The 4,284-nt window shown below is 67.2% G+C and carries 3 protein-coding genes and 1 pseudogene; 3 read left to right on the top strand and 1 reads right to left on the bottom strand.

Translation table 11 applies throughout. The annotated features are described in order from the left end of the window. A pseudogene (locus ACOJVU_RS17645) lies at positions 1-594 on the top strand (hypothetical protein); the annotation flags it as partial. A 101-nt stretch (positions 595-695) separates the two neighbouring features. On the opposite strand, the gene ACOJVU_RS17640 reads toward ACOJVU_RS17645, so the two are convergent. Next, positions 696-1,505: a class I SAM-dependent methyltransferase gene (locus ACOJVU_RS17640; protein ID WP_421530955.1), complete on the bottom strand. Its 810-nt coding sequence runs from the start codon at positions 1,503-1,505 to the stop codon at positions 696-698. Between the two features lie 199 nt (positions 1,506-1,704). Here ACOJVU_RS17640 and ACOJVU_RS17635 point away from each other — a divergent pair, with 199 nt between their 5' ends. Both ACOJVU_RS17635 and scoE read left to right on the top strand, forming a co-directional pair. Then, a complete protein-coding gene (locus ACOJVU_RS17635) occupies positions 1,705-3,165 on the top strand; it encodes a PPE domain-containing protein (RefSeq protein ID WP_421530956.1) in 1,461 nt (486 codons plus the stop codon). 90 nt (positions 3,166-3,255) lie between these two features. Beyond that, on the top strand, positions 3,256-4,125 hold the full coding sequence (scoE, locus tag ACOJVU_RS17630; protein ID WP_421530954.1) for a (3R)-3-[(carboxymethyl)amino]fatty acid oxygenase/decarboxylase: 870 nt from the start codon (positions 3,256-3,258) through the stop codon (positions 4,123-4,125). Positions 4,126-4,284: the final 159 nt, after the last annotated feature.

Below are 4,284 nucleotides of genomic sequence, written 5' to 3'. Positions count from 1 at the left end.
GGCGGCGCGGGCGGCGCGGGCGGTACGGGCATCGGTGCAGCCACCGACGTCACCGGCGGCGCCGGAGGTACAGGGGGCTCCGGCGGGTGGATCTACGGCAGCGCCGGCGCGGGCGGTGACGGCGGCGCGGGTCTCGGCACTGGTAACGGCGGCATCGGAGGCATGGGCGGCAACGGCGTGGGCATCAGCCACGGCGGCGCCGGCGGCACCGGTGGGGCCGCCACCGGCACGGGCAACGGCGGAGCAGGCGGTGACGGCGGGACCGCAGGCGTGTTCGGCAACGGCGGCGCCGGCGGTAACGGCGGCGCCAGCGCGTCGACGACGACCGGCGCCGGCGGAGCCGGCGGGGATGGCGGCCATTCGGTCTACATCGGCGACGGCGGCAACGGCGGCAACGCCGGAGCAGGCATGGCGCCAGCGAACGGCGGGAACGGCGGCGACTCCACACCCATCCTCGGCAACGGCGGCAACGGCGGCAACGCGACCGGTGGCGGCATGGCAGGCATGGGCGGCATGGGTGGCATGCTCGGCCACAGCGGGGCGAACGGTGCCGGGACGGGCGGCGGCAGCATGGGCGGAATGGCGATGGGGTAGGCGTCTTGCCGCGACGGTCATCCCCAGGCCTGACGTCATCTGCCGCGTACGCTCCGACATGTTCCGTTTGGGTTCACGCATCGGGCGAACGCTGTTGCGCGTCAGCCGAATTCCACAAGAGTCACGGGAGCCCGGAGCCGGGCGAAGCAGGGCAGACTGTAGGACAACGAAGTCATGCACCGCAAGGCCCTGCCGCGGCCCGGCGGGTAGCGCAACTCGCGGACCGCGCGGATCCCGGGTAGCGCGGCCAGCTCGTCGTACTGGTCGGCGGTGAACGAGAACGGCATAGGCGGGGCGGTGTAATCCTTGCTGAGCCTGAAGCCTCGGTACTGAGAATAAGCGCTCAAAAACCACGGGACGCTGTCGAAGATCAGCTGCCCACCGGGAAAGCGGTTGGCGCATACCGTGATCAGATCGACCACGGCGCCGCGCGACAGGTACTGAAAAAGGCCCTCAGCTGTGATGAGCACACCGTGGGAGTCGTCGACCTCGTCCATCCAGGAGTAGTCGAGCGCGGAGCGCGGACAACAGCGCAGCCGAGCGGATCGGGGCAGCAGTTGCTCGCGCAACCGTACGATTGGCGCCAGGTCCACCGAAATCCAGCTCAACGCACCGTTGTCCAGACGCCAGAAGCTGGTCTGCAGACCCTCCGCCAAAGCGACCACGTTGGCTTCCGGATGGGTGTGCAGGTAGCGGCACGTGGCGGTGTCGAACGTCAGGGCCCGCAGGGCAGTCGCCTGGTGGGTGCGGCCAAAACGCCGGTAGTCGTAGTCGAGGCTGTTGCGCAGAGCGATCGCCATCGGGTCGTCGATGATGGCGTCGGGTCGGGCGGCCTCCGTCGCCCGTTGATGCAGAGTGAGCAGCGCGGTTTCGGAGATCCCGTCGAGATGGCGGGCATCGAGCACTGGCATGACTTCGACTGTACTGCTCGGGGTTCGACGTGGCGGACCATCGGTGCAGCACCCCGCGCGAAACGCCGGAGCCAAACGTCGATATCCGCGTATTGCCGTCGGGACGGGAACTTTCCGCCCGCTTCCGCCGACCACTTTGCCAGTCCGGCAAATCAGTGTCCGACCGAGGGGGTGTGTAGCCGTGACAGCCGTCATCTGGATGGCGGTGCCTCCGGAAGTCCACTCTGCCCTGTTGAGTACGGGAGCCGGGCCGGGATCGACGCTGGCCGCCGCCGCGCAGTGGCACGAGCTGGGCAGGCAATACAGTGCCACCGCGGCCGAGTTGAGCCGGCTGCTGGCCGAGGTGGGCGCAAGCAGTTGGCAGGGCGCCGGCGCCACCGAATATGTGGCGGCACACAGCCCTTACCTGTCCTGGCTCGAGCAGGCTTCGCGTGACTGCGCCATCGCGGCCGCGCAGCACCAAACGGCCGCCGCGGCCTACGACAGCGCCCGGGCCGCGATGCCCAGCCTGGTCGAACTGGCGGCCAACCACACCACCCACACCGTCCTGATGTCCACCAACTTCTTCGGCATCAACACCATCCCGATCGCCCTCAACGAGGCCGATTACGCCCGTATGTGGGTGCAGGCCGCTGACATCATGACCGAGTACCAGACGATCACCGCCTCGGCGACCTCCGCGGTGCCGACTCTGCAGCCGGCACCCCCCATCCTCAAGCAAGGCGCCTTGGCCCGCAGCGCCCCAACGTCAGACTCCGATTCAATCACTCGATTCATCAGCCAGATCATCACCTTTGTGTCAGAGTTGGGCACCCCACAGCAGATCGACCAGATTCTTGAATTCTTTCAACAGCTGTTCCAGCAGCTCGGTTTCAACCCCGGCGTCGCCTTTGTCCTGGCCTTCGTCGCCCTGTGGCTGTACGACGTGCTCTGGTACCCCTACTACGCGTCGTATTCCCTTCTGCTCCTGCCGTTTTTCGCGCCCACCTTGAGCGCCCTGGGCGCCTTGAACGCGCTCACGCTGCTCCCGGACGGAACAGCCTCGTCCGGAACGCTTCCCATTGCGGTGGAACCGAGTCCCGGCCAACCCGTCGGCTCGCAGATCACCGCTGCGATGATGCCGGCCGCGCCGGCCGCAGCCGGCGGCAGCCCACTTCCGAGCGCCTCGACACCGGCCACGCCCGCGGCGCCCCCAGCGGCCGCGGCTCCGGCCTCCCCCGGCCTCAGCTACGCGGTGCCCGGCCTGGAACCGCCGGGCACCCGCTTCGGTCCCACAGCCGGTACGAAATCGCGTGACACCGCTGCTGACACCATCGAAGCCACCGAAGCGGCCGGCGCCGGCGCGGTGGCCGCCGGGGTCCGGCGCAAACGACGCCGCAGACGTGGCGCGGGCACCCGTGGCTACCGCGACGAATTCGTCGAACCCACGGCCACCATGGACGGCGTTGCGTGCTCGGTCACGGACTCCGAATCCACGGCGAACGACCAGGGCTCCGGGCATCTCGGCTTCACCGGTACGGCACCGATCCCGGCCGTCGCCCGCTCGGCCGGGATGATCGAAGCCTCCTCCGTTGGCGCGACCGCTTCCCTCCCCCTGCTACCCGCCAGCTGGGAATTCACCGCCGACGCAACCTCGGAGGCGAACAGGGGGAACTTTTAGTCGGCTTCTCTCGACTATTGCTCTGGCTGGACCTTTGTGTGCACCAATCCGCCCAGGCGGCCGACATCGACCGAGGATGAGAGAAAACGGATGACGCTGAATGTGAAAGGCGAAGGCCTTGGCGCACAGGTCACGGGGATTGACCCGAAGAACCTGGACAGCATCACCACCGACGAGATCCGAGACATCGTCTACGAGAACAAGCTCGTGGTGCTCAAAAACGTTCATCCTGATCCGGAGGACTTCGTCAGGCTGGGGAGGATTATCGGCGACATCGTCCCCTATTACGAAACCATGTACCACCACGAGGATCACCCCGAAATCTTCGTCTCCTCCACCGAGCAAGGCCGCGGCGTCCCCAAGACCGGCGCCTTCTGGCACATCGACTACATGTTCATGCCAGAACCGTTCGCCTTCTCCATGGTCGTACCGCTTGCGGTGCCGGGCCCGGATCGCGGCACCTACTTCATCGATCTCAACCAGGTCTGGGAGTCGCTGCCCGCCGCCCACCAGAACCTCGCGCGCGGAACCTTTGCCACCCACGATCCGAGGCGGCACATCAAGATCCGCCCCAGCGACGTGTACCGGCCGATCGGAGAGGTCTGGGACGAGATCAACCGGACCACGCCTCCGATCAAGTGGCCCACGGTCATCCGGCACCCCAAGACCGGCCAGGAGATCCTGTACATCTGTGCGACGGGCACGACAAAGATCGAAGACGCCGACGGCAACCCGTCCGACCCGTCGGTGCTGCAGGAACTGATGACCGCGACCGGCCAACTCGACCCCGAGTTCGCTTCGCCGTTCATCCATACCCAGCATTACGACGTCGGCGACATCGTGCTGTGGGACAACCGGGTTCTGATGCACCGGGCCAAACACGGCACGGCCGCCGGCACCCTGACGACCCACCGCCTGACGATGCTGGACGGCCTGGCGACGCCGGGGTACGCCGCATGAACGCCGGCCTGAGCCCGGCGGCCCGAATCGGGTCGGCAGCGACGGACACGGCGCCGATCGACGAGTGACCTGCCCGGCGGTTTTCGGACAGTTGTTTATTTATCGTTTTAGGCGGCCCTGTGGTTATTGAACCATTCGGATTCTACCTCATTCGGCGTG

Source organism: Mycobacterium sp. THU-M104 (assembly GCF_049197365.1).
In the GTDB taxonomy this organism is placed as follows: domain Bacteria; phylum Actinomycetota; class Actinomycetes; order Mycobacteriales; family Mycobacteriaceae; genus Mycobacterium.
Note: the sequence above shows the minus strand (reverse complement) of the source record. Positions and strands in the feature narration are given on the sequence as shown.